25 protein-coding genes and 2 tRNA genes (1 of these 27 cut by a window edge) are annotated in these 24,219 nt (G+C 45.5%); 21 read left to right on the top strand and 6 right to left on the bottom strand.

The genetic code is table 11. From position 1 onward, the window contains the following. Position 1 precedes the first annotated feature (1 nt). On the bottom strand, positions 2 to 850 hold the full coding sequence (gene cysT / locus ACYZ97_RS09245; protein ID WP_473298297.1) for a sulfate ABC transporter permease subunit CysT: 849 nt from the start codon (positions 848 to 850) through the stop codon (positions 2 to 4). Between the two features lie 65 nt (positions 851 to 915). Next, positions 916 to 1,914 carry a sulfate ABC transporter substrate-binding protein gene (locus tag ACYZ97_RS09240; RefSeq protein WP_473298295.1) on the bottom strand — a complete coding sequence of 333 codons (999 nt, stop codon included), beginning with the start codon at positions 1,912 to 1,914 and terminating at the stop codon, positions 916 to 918. Between the two features lie 275 nt (positions 1,915 to 2,189). On the opposite strand from ACYZ97_RS09240, the gene fdhE reads away from it, so the two are divergent. From fdhE to ACYZ97_RS09215, 5 genes are all read left to right on the top strand, one after another. Continuing rightward, positions 2,190 to 3,104: a formate dehydrogenase accessory protein FdhE gene (gene fdhE, locus ACYZ97_RS09235; protein ID WP_473298293.1), complete on the top strand. Its 915-nt coding sequence runs from the start codon at positions 2,190 to 2,192 to the stop codon at positions 3,102 to 3,104. Between the two features lie 7 nt (positions 3,105 to 3,111). Next, the gene (selA, locus tag ACYZ97_RS09230) at positions 3,112 to 4,503 is read left to right on the top strand and encodes an L-seryl-tRNA(Sec) selenium transferase (RefSeq protein WP_473300673.1); all 1,392 of its coding nucleotides are present in this window, start codon (positions 3,112 to 3,114) and stop codon (positions 4,501 to 4,503) included. Beyond that, positions 4,500 to 6,422 (top strand): selenocysteine-specific translation elongation factor, encoded by a 1,923-nt coding sequence (gene selB, locus ACYZ97_RS09225; RefSeq protein ID WP_473298291.1) that lies wholly within the window; start codon positions 4,500 to 4,502, stop codon positions 6,420 to 6,422. Before selA ends, selB begins: the two co-directional genes overlap by 4 nt. Positions 6,423 to 6,464: 42 nt before the next feature. After that, positions 6,465 to 6,560: transfer RNA gene (locus ACYZ97_RS09220), tRNA-Sec, on the top strand. Then, on the top strand, positions 6,517 to 6,648 hold the full coding sequence (locus tag ACYZ97_RS09215) for a hypothetical protein (protein WP_473298290.1): 132 nt from the start codon (positions 6,517 to 6,519) through the stop codon (positions 6,646 to 6,648). The genes ACYZ97_RS09220 and ACYZ97_RS09215 overlap by 44 nt, the downstream gene beginning before the upstream one ends. On the opposite strand, the gene ACYZ97_RS09210 is transcribed toward ACYZ97_RS09215, so the two are convergent. Beyond that, positions 6,627 to 6,701: transfer RNA gene (locus ACYZ97_RS09210), tRNA-Thr, on the bottom strand. The genes ACYZ97_RS09215 and ACYZ97_RS09210 overlap by 22 nt on opposite strands. Positions 6,702 to 6,870: 169 nt before the next feature. On the opposite strand from ACYZ97_RS09210, the gene ACYZ97_RS09205 reads away from it, so the two are divergent. The 11 genes from ACYZ97_RS09205 (at position 6,871) to ACYZ97_RS09155 (ending at position 13,754) form a co-directional block, all read left to right on the top strand. Next, on the top strand, positions 6,871 to 7,032 hold the full coding sequence (locus tag ACYZ97_RS09205) for a hypothetical protein (RefSeq protein ID WP_473298288.1): 162 nt from the start codon (positions 6,871 to 6,873) through the stop codon (positions 7,030 to 7,032). Positions 7,033 to 7,136: 104 nt separating this feature from the next. Then, on the top strand, positions 7,137 to 8,429 hold the full coding sequence (gene murA / locus ACYZ97_RS09200) for a UDP-N-acetylglucosamine 1-carboxyvinyltransferase (RefSeq protein WP_473298286.1): 1,293 nt from the start codon (positions 7,137 to 7,139) through the stop codon (positions 8,427 to 8,429). 86 nt (positions 8,430 to 8,515) lie between these two features. Then, positions 8,516 to 8,959 carry a DUF2948 family protein gene (locus ACYZ97_RS09195; protein ID WP_473298284.1) on the top strand — a complete coding sequence of 148 codons (444 nt, stop codon included), beginning with the start codon at positions 8,516 to 8,518 and terminating at the stop codon, positions 8,957 to 8,959. Between the two features lie 34 nt (positions 8,960 to 8,993). After that, positions 8,994 to 10,286, top strand: a complete 1,293-nt coding sequence (gene hisD, locus ACYZ97_RS09190; RefSeq protein ID WP_473298283.1) for a histidinol dehydrogenase — start codon at positions 8,994 to 8,996, stop codon at positions 10,284 to 10,286. A gap of 4 nt (positions 10,287 to 10,290) precedes the next feature. Further along, positions 10,291 to 10,767 carry a UPF0262 family protein gene (locus ACYZ97_RS09185; protein ID WP_473298281.1) on the top strand — a complete coding sequence of 159 codons (477 nt, stop codon included), beginning with the start codon at positions 10,291 to 10,293 and terminating at the stop codon, positions 10,765 to 10,767. A gap of 2 nt (positions 10,768 to 10,769) precedes the next feature. Continuing rightward, a complete protein-coding gene (locus tag ACYZ97_RS09180; protein ID WP_473298280.1) occupies positions 10,770 to 11,216 on the top strand; it encodes an arsenate-mycothiol transferase ArsC in 447 nt (148 codons plus the stop codon). Between the two features lie 114 nt (positions 11,217 to 11,330). After that, a complete protein-coding gene (gene infA / locus ACYZ97_RS09175) occupies positions 11,331 to 11,549 on the top strand; it encodes a translation initiation factor IF-1 (protein WP_461721255.1) in 219 nt (72 codons plus the stop codon). A 21-nt stretch (positions 11,550 to 11,570) separates the two neighbouring features. After that, positions 11,571 to 12,206: a Maf family nucleotide pyrophosphatase gene (locus ACYZ97_RS09170; protein ID WP_473298279.1), complete on the top strand. Its 636-nt coding sequence runs from the start codon at positions 11,571 to 11,573 to the stop codon at positions 12,204 to 12,206. Positions 12,207 to 12,218: 12 nt separating this feature from the next. Beyond that, complete coding sequence (yacG, locus tag ACYZ97_RS09165; RefSeq protein ID WP_473298278.1) at positions 12,219 to 12,434, top strand: DNA gyrase inhibitor YacG; 216 nt, start codon at positions 12,219 to 12,221, stop codon at positions 12,432 to 12,434. Further along, on the top strand, positions 12,434 to 13,240 hold the full coding sequence (locus tag ACYZ97_RS09160) for a glutamate racemase (protein ID WP_473298277.1): 807 nt from the start codon (positions 12,434 to 12,436) through the stop codon (positions 13,238 to 13,240). The genes yacG and ACYZ97_RS09160 overlap by 1 nt, the downstream gene beginning before the upstream one ends. Positions 13,241 to 13,271: 31 nt before the next feature. Continuing rightward, positions 13,272 to 13,754, top strand: coding sequence for a hypothetical protein (locus ACYZ97_RS09155; RefSeq protein ID WP_473298276.1), 483 nt, complete (start codon positions 13,272 to 13,274; stop codon positions 13,752 to 13,754). Positions 13,755 to 13,761: 7 nt separating this feature from the next. Here ACYZ97_RS09155 and ACYZ97_RS09150 read toward each other — a convergent pair whose 3' ends face one another. Next, on the bottom strand, positions 13,762 to 14,580 hold the full coding sequence (locus ACYZ97_RS09150; RefSeq protein WP_473298274.1) for a VanW family protein: 819 nt from the start codon (positions 14,578 to 14,580) through the stop codon (positions 13,762 to 13,764). A 229-nt stretch (positions 14,581 to 14,809) separates the two neighbouring features. On the opposite strand from ACYZ97_RS09150, the gene clpB reads away from it, so the two are divergent. After that, positions 14,810 to 17,413 (top strand): ATP-dependent chaperone ClpB, encoded by a 2,604-nt coding sequence (gene clpB / locus ACYZ97_RS09145; RefSeq protein ID WP_473298272.1) that lies wholly within the window; start codon positions 14,810 to 14,812, stop codon positions 17,411 to 17,413. Positions 17,414 to 17,512: 99 nt separating this feature from the next. Beyond that, entirely contained in the window at positions 17,513 to 18,715 is a 1,203-nt protein-coding gene (locus ACYZ97_RS09140; protein WP_473298270.1) for a L,D-transpeptidase, read from the top strand. Between the two features lie 8 nt (positions 18,716 to 18,723). On the opposite strand, the gene ACYZ97_RS09135 is transcribed toward ACYZ97_RS09140, so the two are convergent. Next, the gene (locus tag ACYZ97_RS09135; RefSeq protein WP_473298269.1) at positions 18,724 to 20,412 is read right to left on the bottom strand and encodes a tetratricopeptide repeat protein; all 1,689 of its coding nucleotides are present in this window, start codon (positions 20,410 to 20,412) and stop codon (positions 18,724 to 18,726) included. Between the two features lie 261 nt (positions 20,413 to 20,673). Between ACYZ97_RS09135 and ACYZ97_RS09130 the strand changes: the two genes are divergently transcribed. From ACYZ97_RS09130 to ACYZ97_RS09120, 3 genes are read left to right on the top strand one after another with little or no spacing between them, the layout of a single operon-like run. Then, positions 20,674 to 21,387 carry an IspD/TarI family cytidylyltransferase gene (locus tag ACYZ97_RS09130; RefSeq protein ID WP_473298268.1) on the top strand — a complete coding sequence of 238 codons (714 nt, stop codon included), beginning with the start codon at positions 20,674 to 20,676 and terminating at the stop codon, positions 21,385 to 21,387. After that, complete coding sequence (locus ACYZ97_RS09125; protein ID WP_473298266.1) at positions 21,380 to 22,081, top strand: SDR family NAD(P)-dependent oxidoreductase; 702 nt, start codon at positions 21,380 to 21,382, stop codon at positions 22,079 to 22,081. The genes ACYZ97_RS09130 and ACYZ97_RS09125 overlap by 8 nt, the downstream gene beginning before the upstream one ends. A gap of 25 nt (positions 22,082 to 22,106) precedes the next feature. Then, a complete protein-coding gene (locus ACYZ97_RS09120) occupies positions 22,107 to 22,844 on the top strand; it encodes a hypothetical protein (RefSeq protein WP_473298265.1) in 738 nt (245 codons plus the stop codon). A gap of 3 nt (positions 22,845 to 22,847) precedes the next feature. Here the strand turns inward: ACYZ97_RS09120 and ACYZ97_RS09115 are convergent, their stop codons facing one another. After that, positions 22,848 to 24,219, bottom strand: partial view of a M23 family metallopeptidase gene (locus tag ACYZ97_RS09115; protein WP_473298264.1) — the 3' portion only. Its footprint extends 599 nt past the window's final position; the window shows 1,372 of its 1,971 coding nt (coding positions 600–1,971); its start codon lies off the right edge, out of view; its stop codon occupies positions 22,848 to 22,850.

The following is a 24,219-nucleotide window of genomic DNA, read 5'->3' as shown; positions in this document are numbered from 1 at the left end:
CTCAGCTCCGTTTCAAATAGCGAAGCGCACGGTTTTGTGCGATATTGGTTATAACCAGCATGGTAAAGGCGGTTATCAGTAAAACCGATGCGATTGCGGCGGCAGCGCCATACTCATATTCATCCAAGCGGATGGCTATTAGCAATGCGGTGATTTCTGTTTTGAACGGTTTGTTACCGGCAATAAAAATAATGGCGCCATATTCACCCAGACCACGGGCGAAAGAAAGTGCCAGTCCCGTCAATAAAGCGGGTGTTAATTGTGGCAATACAACACGCAGGAAAACTTTTCCATCATTCGCGCCAAGGCTTTGCCCAGCTTCTTCCAGAGTGGGGTCAAGGTCTTCCAGTACCGGTTGTACAGTGCGCACGACAAAAGGGAGGCTGGTAAAAGCCATCGCGATAATGATGCCAAGTGGCGTATAGGCAATATTGAGGCCGATATCCTTGAGGGTAAATGAAAAGCCGAGGGAAGCAAATATTTTGTCGAGAGAGCCACCATCTGAAAGCAGTGTAACAAGGGCAATACCAGCGACGGCTGTCGGCAAGGCAAAAGGCAGATCAACAACAGCATCAAGTAAACGACGGCCGGGGAAGCGATATCGGACCAGCACCCAAGCCAGTGCCAAACCGAAGACCATATTGAAAGCGGTTGCAATGAGCGAGGATGATGCTGTTACAATATAGCTTGAAACCGCACGCTGTGATGAAATAATGGCCCAATAGTCAGCAAAGCCGAGGCCAGCCGCTTTCAATATCAGGGCAATCAGGGGCAAAGCGATGATCACCGCAACATAAAGCAATGTTACGCCGAGAGAGAGCTTTAGACCGGGGAGGACGTGTCTGGACACATTAAGCCTTTCAAAAGAGAAAAGGCGGTGAACCGCCTTTATCCTGTTTAAGATAGACGGCGCGTTTAACGGCCTTCGTAAAGTGTGTCGAGAATTTTACCAGAGGCAAAATGTTCGCTTTGGATCGCATCCCATGAACCAAAAACATCTTCCACTGTCAGCAGACGGATTTTGGGAAAACGATCGGCATATTCGGCAACGACTTCTTCATCATTAACGCGGTTACCATTTTCGGCCAACAGTTTCTGTCCATCTTTTGAATAGAGATAGCTGAGATAGTCCTGAACGATTTTTTTAGTGCCACGCTTGTCGGCTACTTTGTCGACAACGGCCACAGGAAACTCTGCTTTGAGGCTGACTTCCGGTGTAACTGTTTCAGCTTTATCTGCGCCAAATTCTTTAGCGATATTCAATGTTTCGGTTTCGAAAGTAATCAGCACATCACCGATATTACGTTCGATAAAGGTTGTGGTGGCGCCTCGTCCGCCTGTGTCAAAAACAGGTACATTCTTAAATAGTTTGCCGACAAATTCCTGTGCTTTTTCATCGGATCCATATTTTTCCTTCGCAAAGGCATAGGCTGCCAGATAGGTATAGCGTGCATTGCCTGATGTTTTTGGGTTGGGGAAGACGACTTTTACGTCATCGCGGATAAGATCATCCCAGTTCTTGATGTTTTTAGGATTGCCCGCGCGGACCAGAAAGGACGGAAATGAATAATAGGGCGATGCATTGTTTGGATAGGCTTTCTGCCAGTCTTTATCGACAAAACCGTTTTTGGCCAGAATATCAATATCGGTTACCTGATTGAAAGTGACAACATCAGCTTCCAAACCTTCAAGGATGGAACGGGCTTGTTTGGAAGATCCGGCATGGGACTGGTCGATGGTCAGATCAATGCCTGTTTCTTTTTTATAATAGGGAATGAATTGCTCATTGACCTTGGCATAAAGTTCACGCGCAATGTCGTAAGATGCATTCAAAATCTTTTGCGATTCACCATAAGCGTTTGTTGTCAACAAGGTTGTTGCTATGCCTAATGCCAGAATAAGTTTTTTCATCATAAACCCTCAAATTTAATTTCGGCTATAAAATGACCAAAGCTATGTCAAAAACAAAGGGATGAAGATGCCATCGCATTATTATGTGTGGAATATAAATCTAATGAATTCTGCTTGCGTAGAATAATTGTTTTATCATAGGGCTTAAAATCGGGCGATGAATGAAATTATACTTGGATGATATTTTGCAATCAGACAGGGATGATTAGACGTACGCTATCTTTTTGATTATATCTATTCCTTCAGGATATAAATAATGGTTGAGGATTAGGTAAGTTATGCCACGCAATAAAAAATTTGAAGGCGACATGACACAAATCGGCAAGGTGCGTACGCCACCTTTTGCCAAGCTTCCCGATATCCATCGTCTTTTTGACGAGCGTGCCGGACGTTTTGAAAAACTGGCGCCAACCAGTCCGGTAAAGGACTATATCGATTTTCTTATTTTGTTCAGTCGGGCTCAGCATAAAACGGCGCTTGATTTTGTGTCTCAGGATTTTTCAGCTGCCATTAATCCGAAAGCAAGCGATTTTGCTATGCCACCGCTTGATCGTCCGGCTTTGATCGAGATGCCATTGTTCAATGATGTAACACAGACTTTTTTTAAAGTCCTGAAAGCGCAAAAACTTTCGTCTGAGTTGCAATTGGTACTGGATGATCTGTTGGATGATAAGGAAAGTTGGACTGCTATAGCCAAAAATATCATCAATCAGCAATTGCCACAGGAAAAAATGGCCCATCATATCATGATGACAGGGGCCATGCAGGTGCTTTATGCCCATGCTGCCAAGGGGCTTGATGCCAAGAAACTGAAGCCGCTTGATCATAATCTTTGTCCGGCCTGCGGTGGTACCCATACTGCGTCCATCGTTGTCGGCTGGGAAGAAAGTGAAGGGACGCGTTTTTGTTCTTGTCTCTATTGCGGCACATTGTGGCATTATGTGCGTGTCAAATGTACATTCTGCGAGGCAACCGGCGGAATTGAATATCAGGAAATCGATGGCGGACCGGGGACTATCTTGGCAGAAACCTGCAAGAATTGTTTGAAATATTGCAAGATTGTCGACCATCAAAAGGATGCAGGTTTTGAGGTCTTTGCCGATGATATCGGCTCTATTGCGCTTGATCTTCTCATGCAGCAGAATGAACGGTTCAAACGTGGTGCATTCAATCCGTTTATGGCAGGATATTGAGGGACTTATGCGTATAGATTTTTCATCTCTACCATCGGTCGACCGGATATTGGCAACATCGTGTGGTGTAGAGGCTGTTGATTTTTATGGCCATCGCAGTGTGGTTGAAGCGGTTCGTGCAGTCTTGGCCGATGAACGGGTTTTATTGCGTGCGGGCAAGAGTGGGCGCGATGAGGAGGCGCTGGCCGCGCTGGCCATGAAGCGTCTGGCCGATGAGGCTGTGTCGTCTTTGCGGGCTGTATTTAATATGACCGGAACCATTTTACATACCAACCTTGGTCGGGCACAATTGCCGCAAGAAGCAATCGCTGCAGCCAATGAAGCCATGCGCTATGCTGTGGCGCTTGAATATAATTTGCAAGATGGAAAACGCGGTGAGCGTGATGATCATCTACGAAGCCTTCTATGCGAATTGACGGGGGCCGAAGATGCAACAATTGTCAATAATAATGCAGCCGCTGTCCTTTTGACATTGAATACACTTGCGGGCCATGGTGCTCCGGCTATTATCTCGCGCGGTGAGCTGATCGAGATCGGTGGTGCGTTTCGCATGCCGGATATTATGACGGCGGCCGGTTGTCGGTTAATCGAGGTCGGCACAACTAATCGTACCCATGTAAAAGATTATCAAAAAGCCCTGCAAGCTGCTCAGGATGATAACGGTATTATTTTGAAGGTACATACATCCAATTATCATATTGAAGGTTTTACGAAAGCGGTCACTACGGCAGAACTTGCAGCTCTCGCCCAGCAAAGCGATTATCCGTTAGTCGAGGACTTGGGTTCGGGTACATTGATTGATTTGAAACGTTTCGGTCTTTATGATGAGCCGACAGTCCGCCAGACGGTCGAGGCCGGCGCCGATATTGTCACCTTCTCCGGGGATAAATTATTGGGTGGGCCACAAGCCGGTTTTATTGTTGGCAAAGCATCCTTAATTGCTCAAATCAATGCCAATCCAATGAAGCGTACCATGCGCGTTGATAAAATGCGCCTAGCGGCTTTGGAGGCCGTGCTTAAACTTTATAAGCATGAAGAAAGGCTTGTTAAAAATCTGCCGACACTGCGTTATATTGCACGTCCTGCAAAGGAGATCGAACAATGCGCCCATCGTTTGCATCCCATTCTTGAAAATGTGCTAGGAGCCGATTTCGGTATTGATATTATTGTCTGCCAAAGTCAGGTCGGTTCAGGTGCTTTGCCATCGCAAACGATTGATAGCTATGGTCTGGCTATCCGTGCACAGGTGGCTCATTTGATTTCTGATTTGGCGGCATCCATGCGTCGATTGCCGATGCCTGTTATCGGACGTATCAAAAATGATGCGCTGATACTGGATTGCCGTACATTGGATGATGTGGAGAAATTTGCCAGCAATATAGCTATGTTATCCCTATGATTATTGGTACGGCAGGGCATATTGACCATGGGAAGACTAGTCTTGTCAAAGCATTGACAGGGGTTGATACGGATCGTTTGAAAGAAGAAAAAAAGCGCGGCATTACAATCGAGCTGGGCTTTGCCTATCAGACTTTGAAAAACGGCAAACGTATAGGTTTTGTCGATGTGCCGGGGCACGAGAAACTTATTCATACGATGCTAACCGGCGCAGGCAGTATTGATTTTGTTATGATGGTCATTGCTGCGGATGATGGTGTTATGCCGCAAACACGTGAACACCTTGATATTCTGCAATTGATGGGTATCCAGCACGGGCTTGTTGCATTAACGCGAATAGATCTTGTTGATAGCGATCGTTTACACGCGGTCAAAAATGAAATTGATAATTTTACACTTGGTAGCTTTTTGGAAAATGCCTCCATCTACCCTGTTTGTTCATTAAATGGAGACGGGATCGATGCTTTGCGGTTGGCATTGGATGAAGCTTCTTTGGCCGTTGGAGAAAAGGAACCGCATGGTCGTTTTCGCCATGCTGTTGACCGTGTTTTCACATTGGCCGGACAAGGTACGATTGTTACAGGCACTGTAATTTCAGGAAGTGCTGAAAACGATGAGCGGCTTGTTGTGGCACCGATTGATGAAGCGGTACGTTTGCGCTCTATTCATGTGCAAGATGAACCCGCTTCAAATACATGTCAGGGGGATCGTGCCGCCCTTAATCTATCCGGTGATAATGCGCTGAAGGAAAAACTGAAGCGCGGTTATATGGTTGTTGATTCTTTTCTCAATTATCCGACGACGCGGTTTGATGCTCGATTGCATATTTTGAAATCCGAGACAAAGATATTGGAACAATGGTTTCCTGTGCGGCTTCATCACGGTGCGCTTGAAACCAATGCACGACTTGTTTTTTTACAGGGCGAAAAAGCAATGGGTGGTGATACGATTCTGGCACAGATTGTGACAGAAAAACCGCTGATCGGTATTTGCGGTGACCGGATTATCATTCGCGATATTTCAGCCAGCCGGACCATTGGCGGCGGTATACTGATTAATCCGTTCGCGCCAGCAAGACGGCGTCGCAGCCCACAGCGTTTGGCGCAGCTGCAAGCGATGGAAATTAGCGATCATGCGCTAGCGCTTGATGCGCTTTTGGCTGAAAAGCCCTATTTTGTCGATTGGGTCAGCTTTTGTCGAGCCCGTAATCTATCGGCACAGGAAGCCAATATTTTGCTTGATGTGCATGAATTGGCGGTTTTTGATTATGGTGCGGACCGTTTTGTCTTGAGTGAAAAGGAGCGTGATAGGTTACGTCATGCTGTCATGCTTTATCTTGAAGAATTTCATGTGCATGATCCGGATCTTTTTGGTGTCGGCCTTGAAAAACTGCGCCGTGATATTGCTCCACAAATCAAGGCGCCATTTTTTAAAGCCTTGATTGAAGATGAGATCGAGGCGGGATTGATCAAAATCCGTGGCGCATGGATTGGTCTGGCAAGCCATGAGGCAAAATTGGGAGACGATGATGAAAAAATATGGCAAAAGGTCGAGCCATTTTTGATAGGAGAAGAGCGGTTTCGCCCTCAACGTACACGCGATTTTGCGCAAATGTTCGCAATTGAAGAAACGCATATGCGTCGTATTCTAAAATCTTTGTCCCGTATGGGAAGGCTTTATGAAGTAGCCCAGGACTATTTTTTCCCGCGGGAAGTGCTGGCTGAAATCATTATGATTGCCAAAGATATTGCCGAACATGCCGTGAAGGGTGAATTTGTTGCAGCTGATTTGCGTGACCGGCTGGATAATGGCCGTAAGGTAACAATTCTTATATTGGAATTCTTCGACCGTCATGGCGTGACGATCCGGCGCGGCGATATCCGCCGTTTGAATCCGCATCGTCTCGACCTTTTTTCTTGAGCGCTGCTTGCCTATTGGACTGAAAAAATCCATAACACCAATGGAAGGGCTTTTCATCCGGTGATGGATGCGGCCTTCAAAGCCGTAAGGGGCCGTGAGACGGTCTTGGGTGGGTTCGACTCCCATGCTCTTCCGCCAGCATTGGATTTATGTAGAGGCCAGTCATGGGCATTATTATGAACGTGATATTTTTCTAGGAAAGAATGGTGCTGCAAGGGAGGATTGAACTCCCGACCTCTCCCTTACCAAGGGAGTGCTCTACCACTGAGCTACTGCAGCATTTTTATGCTGTTGGGCGGCGTTCTGCCATATCACGGTCAATTAGGCAAGCGGGCAATCGCATTTGCATCAAGAAAAATTGCGATGACGGGATATAATCGCAGGGCTGGAATTTATCAAACAGCGGTGATATGAGCAACGCAACGAAATTTTTATAGCATGTTTTCTCATGGATGATGTCGCTAAACAAAAAAAGAATGAACGTCTTGCCAAGCAGTTGCGTGACAATTTGAAACGACGCAAAGCGCAGGCCCGTCAACGTGAGGCCGGTTTGAATACACACGATGCAGGCCAAGACGAAATAAAAAAGGCTCCTTTACGTTCCTCTTGATAAAGGGATGGCAGGCGCCACATAAATACCATGAAGGGTGGTATTAATGACGTGGTGGCGAATCATCCTCTTCTCTTCAGCAGACAAAGAAAGGCAAAAGCGTTATGGATCGGATCAAGATTGTTGGTGGCAACCGACTTAACGGCATTATTCCGATTTCAGGTGCTAAAAACGCTGCTCTGCCTTTGATGATTGCTTCTTTGTTGAGTGACGATACGCTCAGCCTTGAAAATGTCCCCCATCTTGCCGATGTCGAACAGCTCATCCGTATTTTAAGCAATCATGGTGTTGATTATTCGGTTAATGGCCGCCGTGAGCATCAGGATGGGGCTTATTCACGCACAGTCCATTTTACGGCCCGCCATATTGTAACAACACGCGCGCCCTACGAACTGGTTTCGAAAATGCGTGCAAGTTTTTGGGTGATTGGTCCGCTTTTGGCACGTATGGGGGAAGCAACCGTATCATTGCCCGGTGGTTGCGCGATTGGTACGCGCCCTGTCGACTTTATTCTTCATGGTCTGGAGGCTTTGGGAACGACAGTGAAAATTGAAAATGGTTACGCCCATGTCAAGGCCCCTTCAGGTGGTTTGAAAGGTGCGCATTATCATTTTCCCAAAGTAACGGTTGGCGGGACGCATGTGATGTTGATGGCTGCGAGCCTTGCCCAGGGCGAGACTGTTTTAGAAAATGCGGCTGCCGAGCCGGAAGTTGTCAATCTTGCCGAATGTCTCAACGTCATGGGGGCAAAAATTACCGGCGCCGGTACACCAACTATCCATATTAAAGGCGTAACAAGCCTGTCGGGAGCACAGGTGCGGGTTATATCCGATCGCATCGAGGCTGGAACCTATGCCATGGCTGTCGCTATGACGGGTGGTGATGTCCTGCTTAAAGGGGCAGAACCCGCTTTACTTGAAAGTGTACTCGATACATTGGCCCGCAGCGGCCTTGAAATTGAACGTCAAAGTGATGGTATCCGTGTTGCCCGTAATGGTCATGCAATTGAGCCAGTTGATATAGAAACACAGCCTTTTCCAGGTTTTCCAACCGATCTTCAGGCGCAATTCATGGGGTTGATGACACGCGCCAAAGGTGTGTCGCATATTACCGAGACAATTTTTGAAAACCGTTTTATGCATGTGCAGGAGCTTGCCCGCCTTGGCGCCCACATTACACTTTCCGGCCAGACAGCAACCATTGAAGGGGTTGAGCGTCTGCAAGGAGCGCAGGTGATGGCAACGGATCTGCGCGCATCTGTTTCCTTGGTGATTGCAGGTCTTGCTGCTGAAGGTGAAACCACTGTCAATCGCGTTTATCATCTTGATCGCGGCTTTGAAAGATTGGAAGAAAAGCTATCGCAATGTGGTGCTATAATCGAGCGTATCAGCGGTTGATGATCGATAAGGACATAAAGTCTCTTCACATCACCTTCAAAGTTCTCTAACCAGAGTTGTATGGATAACCGGTTCGAGGTTTTTAAATGACGTTATTAAAACTATTGGCCATGGATGATGAAGATCTGGAGATCATTTCAGCCCATTTGCAAGATAGTGTCATTAAGGTTGGCGATATTGAATGGATGGCCAAGGAAGGACATTTCTTATTGGCCCTTAATCGTTTCGGCTGGGAAGAAACTTTAAGCGGCGGTATAATCCAGCGGCATAAAAATAAAACACGTCATCGTAGTCTGTTACGTTTCGATCGTGTTTTGAAAGTGGCGACACGCGGTATTGATCGTAACCGTAAAGATGATGTTCTGTCATTGTTGACGATCCAGTTTCTACCGAAGGATTTGCCAGCCGGCATAATAACGCTTATCTTTTCTGGTGAAGCGGCTATCCGGCTTGATGTAGAATGTATTGAAGCGCAATTAAGTGACCTTGGATCCGCTTGGCAGGCGCGTTCACGGCCTACACATAAGTAATATAGGATTTGTTTTCAGTTAAAGCGAGGCACAAATGGTTTTGGTACTGCGTCAGAGTGATCATAATTTTGAAACGGCTTTCGTGCAATTTCTCGGATCTAAACGGGAAGTGTCGCAAACAGTTGATGATTCTGTGCGTACTATTATCGAGGCGGTACGTGATCGCGGTGATGATGCTTTAATTGATTATTCAGCCCAGTTTGACCGTGTCGATTTAAAAAAATTGGGTTTGCGTGTTTCCCAAGCGGAAATTGATGCGGCTTATAATTGTGTCAAGCCGCAGACTATGGAAGCCTTGAAGTTGGCTCATGACCGTATTGCAGCCTATCACAGTAAGCAGTTGCCAAAGGATGAACGTTTTACCGACGCTTTGGGTGTCGAACTTGGCTGGCGCTGGACAGCTGTTGAATCGGTAGGGCTTTATGTACCGGGGGGGACGGCTAGTTATCCAAGCTCTGTGTTGATGAATGCAGTACCGGCCAAGGTTGCAGGTGTAGAGCGGATTACCATGGTTGTGCCGGCACCGGATGGTCATATCAATCCGCTGGTTTTGGCTGCTGCCAAATTGGCGGATGTCAGCGAAGTCTATCGCATTGGCGGCGCGCAGGCTGTTGCTGCTTTGGCTTATGGCACTAAGACAATCAAACCGGTTGCCAAAATTGTCGGGCCCGGCAATGCCTATGTTGCGGCTGCAAAACGTCAGGTATTCGGGCGGGTTGGCATCGATATGATAGCAGGGCCTTCCGAAGTGCTTATCGTTGCAGACAAAAATAATGATCCTGATTGGATTGCAGCCGATCTTCTGGCTCAGGCTGAGCATGATACGATGGCGCAATCTATTCTGATTGCCGATGACGAAGATTTTGCAAATCAGGTAGCGCAGGCTGTTGATGCCCAAATCAAGAAGCTGAAGCGAGGTGAAACAGCTGCTTCCAGTTGGAAGGATTTCGGTGCTATTATATTGGTCGAGAATTTTGACGAGGCGATGCCTCTTGTCAATCGGATTGCGGCCGAACATCTGGAGTTGGCAGTGGAGGAACCGGAAGCATTGTTAAGCAAGGTGCGTAATGCCGGCGCTGTTTTTGTCGGTCGCTATACGCCTGAGGTTATCGGTGATTATGTCGGCGGCTCAAACCATGTCTTGCCGACAGCGCGCTCGGCACGATTTTCATCCGGTCTTTCGGTCCTTGATTTCATCAAGCGGACTTCGATTTTGAAATTGGGTGCGGATCAATTGCGGGCGCTTGGCCCTGCAGCAATAGAATTGGCCGAAGCTGAAGGATTACAAGCCCATGGTCGTTCGGTAGCGATCAGGCTTAATATGTAAAGGTATGGACTTGGGTAAAGCGTGTCTTATCGATGTAGAACTTGACGAGAGCATCGGTCGCTCGACCCCGGATGTCGAGCATGAACGCGCGGCTGCTATTTTTGATCTGATCGAAGAAAATAGTTTCAGTCCCATTGGTGATACCGGTGAGGGACCCTATCGGCTTAAACTGTCTTTGGTTGATAAGCGTCTGGTATTCGATATCACCCGTGAAGATGGTGAATGGGTAACCACCCATATATTATCCCTGACGCCGTTTCGCCGAATCGTCAAAGACTATTATATGATCTGTGACACCTATTATGAGGCAATCCGATCGGCAACGCCCAGTCGGATCGAAGCCATCGATATGGGACGTCGTGGTTTGCATGATGAAGGTTCCACGACATTGCAGGAACGCTTAAGTGGCAAGCTGGAGATTGATTTTAAAACAGCGCGACGTCTTTTCACATTGCTTTGTGTTTTGCATTGGAGGGGATGAAAATGGCTGATTTTACCTCTCTATCAAAAACATCAAGACCGGGTTCTGTTTTGTTTGTGTGTGGAATGAATTCTATTCGCTCACCGATTGCCGAAGCGCTAACCCATAAGTTTTTCCCCGATATCTATGTGGCCTCTGCCGGTATCAAGCGTGGTGAGCGGGATCCTTTTGCCGCATGCGTGATTGCCGAGGATGGTATGTCGCTGGATGACCATAATCCGCGTGGTCTGGAAGAGTTGTCGGACGGTTTTTTTGATCTTGTCATTACTTTGACACCGCAAGCCCATCATGCGGTTTTAGAAGAGATGCGCTCCTTTTCTGTTGATGTTGAATATTGGCCTACACCCGACCCGGCTTTGGCGACAGGTTCGCGTGAACAGATATTGGATGCCTATCGAAATGTGCGCGAGACCCTGAAAAATCGTATTCAAGCGCGATTTAAAGCGTGATATAGGCGTAAAAATAACAATAGTTGTTCACAAAGCGGCGTTCATGATATAGGTTCCGCGCAAACAGCGGATAATTTTGTCCGTTGCTGCCATTCTAATGACAACAGGAAACACATGGCCAAAGAAGAAGTTTTGGAATTTTCAGGTATCATCACCGAGTTATTGCCTAACGCGATGTTTCGGGTAAAGCTTGATAATGATCATGAAATTATCGCCCATACTGCGGGACGTATGCGTAAGAACCGTATTCGTGTTCTTGCCGGTGACAAGGTTATGGTGGAAATGACACCTTATGACCTAACCAAAGGCCGTATTACCTACCGCTATAAATAACAACAATGCCGGATCAATCGGATGAGTGAAAAGAATAAGCCGCAATCTTTGGTTCTGGCTTCGGCGTCGCCGCGGCGCTTGCAGCTTTTGCACCAAATCGGCGTCAATCCCGATCATCTGCATCCTGCCGATATTGATGAGACACCAAAGCGGCTTGAACATCCGCGCTTTCTTGCCAAGAGGCTGGCGCAGCAGAAGGCTGTGAAAGCCGCGGCTGAAGTACATCGCTTGCCGGAATTGGCACAAGCGCTTGTTTTGGCTGCCGATACAGTGGTGAGTGTTGGCCGTACAATTTTACCAAAACCGGAAAATGAGGATGAGGCCCGTGAGTGCCTTAAATTTCTTTCGGGTCGTACCCATAAGGTTCATACCGGCGTTTGCCTGATTAATGCCAAGGGCCGTATGCATAGCCGCCTTGTGGAAAGCCGTTTGCGCTTTAGTAAATTGAATATCCGGCAGATTGATGCCTATCTGGCATCGGCTGAATGGGAAGGTAAAGCGGGGGGCTATGCAATACAAGGTTATGCCGGTGCGTTTGTGGTTAAACTGGTCGGCTCTTATACCAATGTTGTAGGCTTGCCTTTAGCTGAAACGCTAGAACTGCTTGAGGCTGAAAATTATCTGCCTTATGCCCAATGGGCCGGTGGCGAGTTTTAAGGTAGTCATATTGTGAGTGATCAACCAAAAGATATCTCGCCAAAGCCTGATTCAAGAGTAACGCCGTTACGACCATCACGGCCATGCCCTGAATGCGGTAAGGCATCCATCCGTGAATTCTATCCGTTCTGTTCGTCACGCTGCCGGTCTCTAGATCTTAATCGTTGGTTGAATGGTGCTTATGTTTTGCCTGGAAAATCGCTTGATGATGCAGATGGAGAAGAGTAATGGCTGCCGCCAAAAAATTGATAAAGCCGATTGCTGTTTTTGATGCCGGCATCGGTTCCTATGCGATTGTCGATTTGATTCGTCGTAAGCAACCGAAACGTGATATTTTATATTTTGCCGATCGGGCCAGTTTTCCTTATGGCAGCAAAACATCCGAACAGCTTGAAACTATTATGCGTCAGACTTTCCGTTTTTTGGAAAATTATGATCCCTCTGCCATTATCATTGCATCCAACGCACCTTCCATCATGGTTTTTGACCGCATCAGAGAGGATTGCAAAGTACCGCTTTATGGTGTTTTCCCACCATTGAAAGAGGCCGAGCGTCTCAGCAAGAGTGGCCATGTCGCTATTTGCGGTGTTGCTTCGATGGTCAATAGCGAAATGGGACGTACCTTTGTCAAAGCCAATAGTAAAGCACCTGAGCTGGTTTCTCTGGTGAATGCTTCTGTATTGGTCGAGCGTGTTGAAAATGGTGCTTTTCTTTTTGATAAAGAAGGAACACAGAAAGCTGTTGACCAATTTATGGATATGTTGCTGCGCCAAGATGACAAAATTGATGTCGTTACCTTGTCCAGCACCCATTTGCCATGGCTCCTTTCCTATTTTGAACGGGCGAAACCCGATATTCGTTTTCTTGATCCGGCAGAAGCAGTTGTTGCCGATCTGGCGAATGTTGAGGAAAGCGGGACAGGACAAATTCTGGCGCTTGTTAGCGAGAGTGCTGATTATGGTGTTGATTCATTTCAAGAAATGCTCAATAAGCTTGATGTAAATATTAAATTACATGTAGTTTCACCACAATAAATCAGACATTACATTGTTTTTAGGGGGACATATGGTCGATATTGTCGGCATTGAAAATCTGAGTGAAGAGGAAATTCGCGTCGAAATCGCCAAGGGTGGACGGTTTGTCCAATATATATGGTGTGTTTCCATTCTGATAATGACTTTTAAACGTGGCTCGTCCATCTATTTTCTGCGTGCGGATGAATCAGTCTTCAAAAAAGGCCTTCCTTTTACTTTGCTGACATTGATTTTGGGCTGGTGGGGTGTGCCGTGGGGGCCGATTTATAGCCTCCAATGTCTGGGTAAGAATTTGACGGGCGGCTATGATCATACAGCCGACTTTATTGCGCATTTGAATGTGGGAGAAACCGTTGAGGCGGTTGTTGTGGAAGAGGCGGCTGCACCCGCATCATTGACTGGACCGGCATTACAGGAAGAACAAGCAATTGTTGCACCTGTTACTCAGCGTAAAACCCCTCCTAAGAAGTCGGTTCCTTCACATAATCGAGGCGGCCCTGTTATTCGTCGTTGAATGTCGTTTAACCTGTTTCGTAATTTTTCGGTTCATAGGCAACACGGGCATAGTTTTTTGTGACAAGTTCGCGGGCTAGCTCTTGTCCGCCATGCCCTTTTTCGGTTTTGATCCGCCAGATTTCATTGCGGCGGAAGAATCGCCCATCGGCTTCTTTGATAAAGGCATGGTTTTCTTCTACCACATGATAGCGATAGCCCAACGCATCCGAACAGCGTAATTCACCTTCCAGACATTTTTCTGAAAACCATAAATTGATCTGGAATGTATGCGGTGTGTCATTACGAAATTGATAGTCACGATAATTATAAAAGACTGTCGCGCCACTGCCAAAAGGTAGTACGCGGCCATCATCGGGGAATGGATCGTAGGAATGGTGATAGCGTTCTGTCACAGTGAGTGGGGAGTGTATGACCAGCCAATGAATGAGGTTGGATATCTGGCAGATTCCGCCGCCAATACCGGCACGTGGCTTGCCGAAGGAAATTTCCATTCCCTCTAAAAAACCGCGCTTGGCGGTCGGTTTGCCTACAAGACGACAAAAAGAAAAGACTTCACCTGGATGGATCGTCAGCCCATTGAGCGTTTTAACAGCGATTTGCAGATTGACGACTTTGTTACGTTGTAACTGCATGTCGGTTTCGCCCAATTTTTTCAACAGCACGGATTGGTGTTTTTTTATACGGTAGGGCAGTGCAGTGTTCTGTCGGTTCATCGCATAGTGGCGCCCATCCAGATGCCATTGGCACTGACGGATGAAGCGACGCAAACCGACAGATAGGCGATAAAGAATTGGATGATATGAACTTAAGGGTTTTCGGGGCATGCATGGGTTCCGTTGAAGATGGATAGGGAAGATGGATAGGAGTATGCCAAAGTATGATGCGAAAATAAGATACGAAAGGCTGGCTCTTCATATTTATGTGTGCCCCTTGTCGCTGTATATGTTTATAACCATATCATTGTAAGAACATGGCTTGCCTTATCATAATAGGAGGCCTGTCACTTAAGACTCTCATGGTGCTTTAAAAGGCTATGGGAAAAAGGAGACAAGAATGAATTTGGAAAAATATAGTGAGCGCGTGCAGGGTTTTTTACAATCTGCGCAGAATTATGCGCTTTCATCGGATAACCAGCAATTTTTGCCTGAGCATCTTTTAAAGGTTCTGGTAGATGATAGCGAGGGTATGTGTGCTAGCCTGATTGAAGTAGCAGGTGGCAATATCAAGAATGTCAAGATAGCGCTGGAAGCGGCTTTATCTGCCATACCGAAGGTAAGCGGTGGCAATGGACAGCTTTATATGTCGCAACCTTTGGCAAAGGTCTTTTCAACGGCTGAAGAGTTGGCGCAGAAAGCCGGAGACAGCTTTGTAACCGTTGAGCGTCTCTTGCAAGCGCTGGCTATGGAAAAATCGGCTAAAACATCGGAAATTTTATCAAAGGGCGGCGTCACGCCAACGGCCTTGAACAAGGCGATTAATGAAATGCGCAAGGGAAGAACTGCAGATTCGGCTTCAGCTGAAAGTCAATATGATGCGCTCAAGAAATATGCCCGTGATTTGACGGCGGATGCACGTGAAGGCAAGCTGGATCCGGTTATTGGACGTGATGAAGAGATTCGGCGTACGATTCAGGTTCTGTCACGGCGCACGAAAAACAATCCTGTATTGATCGGTGAGCCAGGTGTTGGCAAGACAGCAATTATCGAAGGGTTGGCATTGCGTATTGTGAATGGTGATGTGCCAGAATCGTTGCGCGACAAATCCTTGTTATCATTGGATATGGGGGCCTTGATTGCCGGCGCGAAATATCGCGGTGAATTTGAGGAGCGCCTGAAAGCCATCTTGTCAGAAGTCCAAGCGGCTGCGGGGGAGATTATACTATTTATCGATGAAATGCATACATTGGTGGGTGCCGGTAAAACCGACGGAGCCATGGATGCTTCCAATCTGTTGAAGCCGGCTTTGGCACGTGGTGAATTGCATTGTGTCGGTGCAACAACCTTGGAAGAGTATCGTAAATATGTCGAGAAGGATGCTGCACTTGCCCGTCGTTTCCAGCCGGTTTTTGTCGATGAGCCGACAGTCGAGGATACGATTTCTATTCTGCGTGGCATTAAGGAAAAATACGAGCAGCATCATAAAGTTCGTGTGGCGGATTCGGCACTGGTTGCGGCTGCAACGCTTTCTAACCGTTATATAACCGATCGTTTTCTGCCTGATAAAGCGATTGATCTGGTTGATGAAGCCGCTTCGCGACTTCGTATGCAGGTTGATTCAAAGCCTGAAGAGTTGGATGAAATTGATCGGCGTATTTTGCAATTGAAGATTGAACGGGAAGCCTTGAAAGTTGAGAAAGACGATGCGTCTAAGGATCGTCTTGAGCGGCTTGAAAATGAACTGGCTGAACTGGAAGAAGAATCCCATGCGATGACATCGAAATGGCAGGCCGAAAAGCAGAAGCTTGGTCATGCTGCGGATTTGAAAAAACAGCTTGAAGATGCCCGTAACCAACTGGCGATTGCCCAGCGTAATGGTGAATTCCAGAAGGCCGGTGAGTTGGCTTATGGGACAATACCCGAACTGGAAAAGCAGCTCTCTGATGCGGAAAGTCATGAAAACCATGGCTCGATGGTAGAAGAGACGGTTACGCCGGACCATGTTGCACAGGTTATTTCACGCTGGACAGGTATACCGGTTGACCGGATGTTGGAAGGTGAGCGTGAAAAGCTTCTTCGTATGGAAGACGAGATCGGCAAGAGGGTGATTGGTCAGGGTGAGGCTGTCCAAGCCGTGTCGCGTGCTGTACGCCGTGCCCGTGCGGGTTTGCAGGACCCCAACCGTCCGATCGGTTCTTTCATCTTCTTGGGGCCGACCGGTGTTGGTAAGACAGAACTTACCAAGGCGTTGGCGTCATTCCTGTTTCAGGATGAAACGGCAATGGTCCGTCTTGATATGTCGGAATTTATGGAGAAACATTCTGTTTCCCGTTTGATTGGGGCCCCTCCCGGTTATGTGGGTTATGAAGAAGGTGGTGCCTTGACCGAGGCTGTGCGACGCAGACCTTATCAGGTGGTGCTTTTCGACGAGATTGAAAAAGCTCATCCTGATGTCTTCAATGTTTTGCTGCAGGTCTTGGATGATGGACGTTTAACGGATGGTCAGGGGCGTACTGTCGATTTCCGTAATACGTTGATCATCATGACGTCCAATCTGGGAGCAGAATATCTGACAGCTCTTAAAGATGATGAAGAGGCCGAAAAAGCTCGTGAACAGGTAATGGAAGTGGTCAAGGCTTCATTCCGACCGGAATTTTTGAACCGTGTTGATGAAATCATTTTATTCCATCGTCTGCATCGTAAGGAAATGGGTGCGATTGTTGATATCCAGATACTGCGTTTGCAAGCACTGCTTGAAGATCGCAAGATCAAGCTTGATATTGATGAAGATGCCCGTGAATTTTTGGCCGATAAGGGATATGATCCGGCTTATGGTGCGCGACCACTCAAGCGCGTTGTCCAGCGTGAGGTGCAGGATCCGCTTGCCGAAAGATTGCTGATGGGCGATATTTTGGATGGTGCGACCGTTAAGGTTACACGCGGATCAGACCGATTGAATTTCAAGCCGTCGCCTGCCCATGTTGGTGAACAGGCGGTATGATGGAATGAAGAGAAAGGCCACATGATAGTGTGGCCTTTTTATTTTGGGTTCTTTATTAACTGTGAAAGCGTTATAAAGCAGCAATCATCGGGTGATTGTATGTACAAAGTTTTTCTTGCTCTTTTTGTTTCCTGCCTTGCTATTTCAGGTCTTTATCCTGATGTGGCTACTGCACAGCTTTATGACCCTAGTGATTTATCAGGCAGGCAAGAAAACTTGCGTGAATTTGTCGATCAGTTCGGTCGCCATATTTATATAAATAATCGTAATCAAATTGTGCGAATTGTCGAACCCTCATCCTATCCGGAGGGTATAACGCCGCCGCCTTTGTCTTTTGACCGTAACAACACCCAAAATGCAGTCGTGGGAGGGGGAGCGCCTTCTGATGATGTATTGGCTGAAAAGGATGGGCTGCCAGAAAATGATGCACCTGCTATTGAGATGCCCAAAGGACCGCAAGCGCGTGAGGCTATTGCCAGTCTACAGATATTGATGGCACGGCTTGGAGCTTCACCAGGTGCTATTGACGGGATTGTCGGCTCCAATTTTGATAAAGCTGCTGCTGCGGCCGGCCAAATATCAGGAAAGTTTATCGATCCCAATGATCATGCGGCCATTGAAACGGCCTTGATGGCAACAGGCGGACCGGCTTTTACACATTATATAATTACGCAAGTGGATATAAATCAGACTTATGTCGCCTCTATTCCGGCTGATTATGCATTGAAGGCACAAATGCCGGCGATGGCTTATACATCGGTACGTGAAATGCTGGCAGAGAAATTTCATATTGATGAGGCCTATTTGCAGGCACTCAATCCGACAAGTCGGTTTACACAATCGGGTGAGACAATCGTCGTACCCAATTTGAAGTTACCCCAATATGAGCCTGTTACACGGATTGAAGCGGATAAGATACGCAAGCAGGTGCGTGGTTTTAATGCAGAAGGGAAATTGGTTGTTGCCTATCCTTCGACGATCGGATCATCCGATAATCCATCCCCCTCCGGAACGGTACAGGTTGAACGGATCGCTTTGAATCCGAATTACACTTATAATCCGCATGTCAATTTCCGTCAGGGGGACAATAATACGGTTCTAACAATTCCGCCTGGCCCAAACGGGCCTGTTGGTACGGTATGGATTGCTTTGTCAAAACCGACTTATGGTATTCATGGTACGCCTGAACCTTCACGTATAGGCAAGACATCAAGCCATGGCTGTATCCGTTTGACCAATTGGGATGCTGAGCAGCTCGCCCATCTGGTCAAAAAGGGCGTGACGGTAGAGTTCGTCGACTAGTTCCGGTTTTATGATGATTCTGCATCCAGCGAAGTTTTGATATCCTGAATAATTAGATCGCTTGGGTCGGTGTCACCCAGAAAGTTTTGCTCTTTCCAGAATTTTTCCCGATTTTCTATTTTGGGATCGGTGGTGTAGTTTGCAAAAATTTCTTCGACCAGCTTGGGCAATTCGTGCGGATTAGCGCATGTATAAAGACAATCCTCAATATATTTTTTATAAAAATCACCATGGTAATGTTCATCAGTAACCTTGTCTTTCAGATAAAGTACCGGACGTCTTGTAATACTATATTCAAAAACCAATGATGTCATACTGCTGATAAATAAATCAGCTTCCATTAAGGCATCCGCATATGAACTTTTACTATCGCCATTATCATAGTTAACGCCTGCATCGATAATATCTTGTATCTTTTTATCGAATTCTGCAAAGCTTAAAACGCCCCCTTCGTTCATTTTACTTCTTGTATAGGGATGTGGGCGGTATGTAATGTCATATTTTCTGGTTCTTGCCAGTTCTATAATAATATCATGATAGTTATAGAATGAGTTTCCAGTGAAATGGGTGTTGAATAGTATTTTTGGCTTTCTACCGGTAATAGGTTTGAGAACAACAGGATAATTTCCTTTCTGATTCAGGATGTTTCTCAAGTTTTCTATTTTTATATTACCGACGGTTTTAACCGTTTCGTCGCGTCCATATTGTTTATAATGTTCAGCCGCCATTTCACTTTCAGCGTAAAACTTCCACATGGAATCCATCAACCCCATGCCATAGACATCCTTGCGTCCCATTCCAGAGGAAAAGGCATAGGCTGTATAGGCTGTTCGGATGTGCATTGCTGAGCATATCGGATGATAGTCAAGAGGTAGCGAATACATATAAGGCATTTGCCAAAATAAGATATCTAGATTTAATGAATATAGATCTGGTAATTGTGAGGCATCTTCATGCCCAACAATTTGCAGTCTATCGGTTTGTAAATAATTGGTGACGAACCAGTCTTTAGTATTATAGGGCTGGTCCGGAACACGATTAGTCGCAATGATGACAATTTCAAAATCCTCGTCATCAATCATTTTATCAATGAGAGGAATGAGGTTTTCGCGCTGTGCCAATGATTGGAATAAAAAGCCAATACGAATAGGCGTTCCTTTTTCTCGGGGGCGATAACAAATGTCGCCATTGGCGATTGTACGTAATCTTTCATCCGGATTATTGGAATCAAAAAAACGTTTCAGATAATTATAACGGGGTAAATCCGTTTTATCACGGTATGAAAGAAAACGATAATTTTGATGCTTTCGGATAAAATAAAACTTTTCGTTCTTGTATCCCAAATGTTCGCTGAGCGGTATCAGATTATCATATAGTGTTGGCTCGGAAGGAAAGTATTTAAAAACTTCCTTATACCGCTTATAGGCTTCTTCGAATTGGTTTTGTGCGATGGCAATATTGGCGTATCCCATCAAAATAGCGAAGTTTGGTGGTAGGTTATTGATTGCAACTTTTGCAAGAGATTCGGCTTTTTCGAAGAGCTGCAGATGGCGCATAGCCAAAATAGCCAAGGCGTAAGATTCGGCAATGGTCGGATTGAGGTCGATCAGTTCGAGTGAAATCAATCCGGCATTTTGCCAATCTTTTTTCTGTATGGCTTGAAAAGCGGCATCCATTTTTTCTTTGAATATAGGCATATAACCCCAGCAATCTGTTGATTTACTAATCTTGGACTCAAGCATCCTGAAACAAGTTGATGATAAACTGTTTCGTCTTATTATTTTATAACAACAGATAAATAAAAATTTATTTATATTTATATGGTTTATTTTTAGTTAATTTTTATTAAAACTTAACTTTTATTTAATATGTATGTGTATTTATGGATTTTTATTGCGAATATATGACTTGATAAGGTCAATATATCAGTTTGCAATAATATTAGGGGGGCAAGCTTGTTGTTTACTGAAAAAGGTTATGGGGTGGGCAGTTATAGCTTTTTATTGCTATCTGGTGGTATCGGCAGTCGTTCTGGGTTGCGCTATCCTAAACAATTCCATCTCATAAATGGGCATCCTATGTTGGCCTATTCCATGATTGCGGCCGATAAAATCGCAACGATTAAAGAAGTCATCATTAATGCACCTGAAGGGTTCCATGATGAGACGTTTAAGGTAGCACGGGCTTATATACATAATAAACCCTTTAAAATTGTTGATTCAGGCAGTACACGACAAAAGTCTTCCTGTATATTGGTTCAGGCAGCATCTCAAGAGCATGTTATTTTACAAGAAGCCGCTCGACCATCGGTGTCCATGGATGAAATAGAGGCTATCATCAATAGTGAATATGCCAATCTATCCTATTGTGCGCCCATTAGTTATTCGATGTGTGAAGTTGATGAGAAGGAAAATCGTATTATAGGTTTGGTTGATAGGGCAAAAACCTATAATATTCAGCTGCCGCAGAAATTTGAAACTTCAAAACTACTTCTGGCGCATGAAAAAGCGGCAACTTGTGAAAAAGTCTATCATGAAGATGCTGTTATGTGTATCGAGCAGATAGGTTTGGTTGTCCATTACATGATAGGGAAAGCTTCTAATATCAAAATAACAAACTATGAAGATTTTATGTTTGCAGAACATATACTCAAAGGGCTTCACTATGACTGAAAATATATTGGTTACAGGGGCCTCGCGAGGTGTAGGTGCGGCAATTGTCAGGGAACTTACAAAGAATAGCGAAATAAAAACAATTATTGCTGTTTCACGTGAGAGCGCACATTTTAATAACTTGATAAATGAGCTTGAAAATATACATAAAAAAGTAAGAATAATTCCTATTTTTTATGATTTAAATGATCATGAGAACATTGGAAATATTTTTGACTTTATAGAAGAAGAGGATTTGAGTGTTGATACTTTGATAAATAATGCTGGTTATACCTGCCCTCAGAGTATCAACGAAATATCCCACGAAGAATTTTTAAAAACACTTCATGTAAATCTTCTCTCTCCCTTTTTTCTTGTTCAGAATTTTATAAAAAGACAAGTTCGGCCTGAGCTAATTATTAATATTGCTTCAACAGCAGGCATAAATGGTAGACCTGGATGGCTTACCTATTCGGCCAGTAAGGCTGCAATGATTAATATGAGCGATATAATGCGGGAAGAATTAAAGCCTTACGGTACAAAGGTTGTGTGTCTGTCCCCCGGGCGTTGCGCTACGGATTTACGAAAAAAGCTGGCGCCGGATGAAGATCCCTCTGTCATCATGCAACCTGAGCAACTTGCCCAGATTGTTAATCTTATGTGTTCAAAAATCGGTCGGTTGATTGATAGTCAAAATCTGGTCGTACGAAGATAATGCTGGAATATAAAGGATAAGCCATATGAAAACTGTTGTTCAAAGAACCCAGCAGGATATAGAGAATCGAACATTTCTTGCACAAAAATTACGTCACTCTCCTATTCCAGACGATGAGTTGATCGATAATATTGGTATTTATCTGTCGCGGCAGAATTTCGCGCGTATTCAATATATGAATGAACTTTATAAAATGATTTTGCCGGTTCATGGCGTTATCATGGAGTTCGGAGTGAGGTGGGGGCAAAATTTATCGTTGTTCAGTGCGATGCGAAGTATATATGAGCCGTATAATTTTAGCAGGCGTATTATAGGCTTTGATACATTTGAAGGATTTCCAAAAGTTCACCAGTTTGACAGTGACAAAGTTTCCAAAGGTGATTTCGCGGTGACAGAGCATTGGAAAGATCAATTGAATGATATTTTGCATCACCATGAGCAAGATGCACCTTTGTCGCATATCAGTAAAAATGAATTGGTAAAGGGCGATGCGTCAAAGACGGTTCCAGATTACCTTGAACGTCATCCTGAAACGATTATAGCTATGGCTTATTTTGATTTTGATCTTTATGAACCAACGAGAGATTGCCTGACCGCTATCCGTCCATTTTTGACCAAGGGAACAGTTTTGGCGTTCGATGAGCTTAATCATAAGAATTTCCCAGGAGAAACAAGAGCGCTTCATGAAGTTCTAGGTTTGGATAGCTATGCCATAAAACGTATCAGCTATAGCCCGTCCACATCTTATATTGTTATCGATTAAAGCTTAATTTGTGGATGGCAATGAGGTTGCTGCCATTTTTGTTGAATCCTGTCCGCTGATCAAGCTGTCGATACGGTTTCGATCGCGTTTGAAGGCTTCGAGTTCTTTGCCTTTGAGTGCTTTGCTGTCAGGCAGGCGGATACGCATCGGATCGACCTTGGTGCCATTTACAATAACTTCAAAGTGACAATGCGGGCCGGTGGAAAGACCGGTAGAGCCAACATAGCCGATAACCTGACCTTGTCGTACCCGCGCACCTTCTTTAATGCCTTTGGCAAAACCCTGTTGATGTGAATAGGATGAAACATAGCCGTTGGCATGCTGGATTTCGGTGTGATTGCCGTAACCGCGCATTGTGCCAGCTTTGATGACGACACCGTCTCCTGCTGCAATAATGGGTGAGCCGCGCGGTGCGGCCCAGTCTACCCCTGTATGCATACGAACATAGCCCAGGATCGGATGGCGTCGACCGCCAAAGGGGGAACGGAAAATACCATTGGGCACGGGTTTGCGGATGAGAAATTGTTTGGAGCTGCGTCCATCTGAATCATAATAGTCTACGGTCCCGTCTTTGGACTGGAAGCGATAATATTTCCTTGTAATATCGCCAAAAGTTGCGCTGACATAGAGAATTTCGCGGTCTTTTGCCTTGTCGGCAGTGTTTTCATTTTCATCATTTAACGGATAGAAGACATCAAGGCTGTCATTGATGGATATATGGCTTTGTAAATCAATATCACTCGCCAGCATTTTTATAAGCTGACGCACCATATCGGTATTAAGGTCGTAAGAAAGTGCTGCTTTATATATTGCATCATAAACTGTCGGTAGATTGCTGCTGGCAACTCTTACCGTTGGTACGCCCCCTTCAAAGGCGGTTTTAAGGACCGGTGTCATTTCCGGCTCGGCGCTTGATACATATTGACCTTGATCGTTCATGGCGACGCTGAGTATATGGCGCATGCCATTATATATACTGGCACGGACAATACGGTCATTGCCTTCAGCTTTGGCCTCAATGCCGATGCGTAAGACACTGCCAGCTTCCAATGTATCGCTTTTATTATAGCTTGCCAGTGCTTCTGCTATATTTTCGGCATCCTGCCCCTGATAATTGGCGTCATTTAGTGCTTTGAGGATTTTTTCTTTTTTGCGGAAGGGAATAATATCTTCGGCATAGCCTTCTGATCCATCATCGCCGGTTTCGCGAGGAGATACGCTGACATTCTCTTGCACAATTTTTACATCGGGCGTGTTAGAAAATGAAAAGGATGAGTTGAAACTGCCAAATTGGATAGGATCCATATAGCGAAGAACTGCAACTTGGGCAGCGTCATTGCTTAGCCCCATGCCAGTCGAACGGACGATCTGCTCT

The sequence above is a fragment of the Bartonella sp. bp_1 genome (assembly GCF_055808085.1).
This window is presented reverse-complemented; position numbering and strand designations above follow the sequence as displayed.